Source organism: Vibrio salilacus (genome assembly GCF_002811245.1).
GTDB classification, from domain to species: domain Bacteria; phylum Pseudomonadota; class Gammaproteobacteria; order Enterobacterales; family Vibrionaceae; genus Vibrio; species Vibrio salilacus.
Window position 1 is genome coordinate 1 of sequence record NZ_NIVQ01000077.1, and the last position, 1,354, is coordinate 1,354.

Sequence of the window (1,354 nt, forward strand, 5' to 3'; positions counted from 1 at the left end):
TCAAAGCAAACCAAAAATGCCGAGCGTTGCGAATCTGCCTTAAACGCTTTGTTAGGTTTGTAGCTTCGTGGTATCTGTATGAACTCTTTTCTACAAATCTACGTAAACAAAAATACACTAAACATTAGCGGAGTCATTCATGTTTTCTCTTTTTAAGAGCAATCCAGCCAAAAAACTCAAGAAACGACACTCAATGCTACTTGAGCAAGCCATGCTCGCCCAGAGGAAAGGCGACATTAGGACTTACTCTCAATTGACAGCCGAGGCAGAAGAGATTTTTAAGCAGATAAAGGATATTAACCCTTCAAAAACCTAACGCCGCGTTAAGTAGTGAGCAACATTGCCACCTAACCTAAACCATTGTGCCATAAACACTAAACTCAAAGAAAACCCAAAATGCCTAGCGTTGCGAATCTGCCTTAAACGCTTTGTTAGTTGCCATTCTAAACCTTTGATTTACAGTTTATTTCCACTTTTTGCCAACGCCGTTTTTCAGCGTGTTGAAAAAACCAAATCAGGCGCAGTTTCAAAGCGATTGTCACTGAAACCACTTGGAACTAGCAACGGCGTAGAAAGCTGGCCAAAAGCACCAAAGAGATCTTTTGGAAAGACAATGCCACAAAGCTGACTTTCAACGAGTAAATTCGCGTCTGAAACGGCAAAAAAACCACAATACTAAAAATCGAACACAATTTAAGCAAACCACGCCTAGATACAAAACCGAGAAAATTTGCACGATTCATTAGCCCTAAATTTTCTGCTTTAGCTGCATTTTTACCGCTGGCAACTAACGCCAAATTAAGTAGTGAGTAACGCTACTAACCACCTAAACCATTGTGCCGTAAACACTGAAGCTGATTCAAAGCAAAAATGCCAAGCGTTACGAATCTGCTTGAATTTATTGTTATGTAATTCTTCGCTTCATTTGTTTTCGGTAAAATCTAACTTACACCGTTCAGTATGCACACTGTATAGATCACAGATGATAATAAAGTTATAGCCAATCTACTGTACTGACTGGTGAGGTCGTTTGGCTCAAAATCAAATGATACAGACCCTATTGGTAGTTCTTTGTCATATAGATAACATGCGATGACTGCACTCATATAAAGAGACACAAGTAGCCCGGGGTGAAAAGTACTATGATTTACAAGCTGATATATACCGCGCCCAATGGCGATTGAAACCAAAGCTAGTACACATATCATTTGGGACTGCCAAGTTAAGTACTTGTGAGGCCATATAATTCTATTCCCAATATATTTCAGCACTTAGAGACTCCTAAACTCCATGAGTTACATAACGCCGCGTTAAGTAGTGAGCAACATTGCCACCTAACCTAAACCATTGTGCC

1 protein-coding gene is annotated in these 1,354 nt (G+C 39.9%); it reads left to right on the forward strand.

Annotated features, from left to right (window positions below; all coding sequences use genetic code 11):
- The first annotated feature begins 139 nt into the window (after positions 1-139).
- Entirely contained in the window at positions 140-316 is a 177-nt protein-coding gene (locus CDZ87_RS17110; RefSeq protein ID WP_143699689.1) for a DUF6435 family protein, read from the forward strand.
- Positions 317-1,354 lie beyond the last annotated feature (1,038 nt).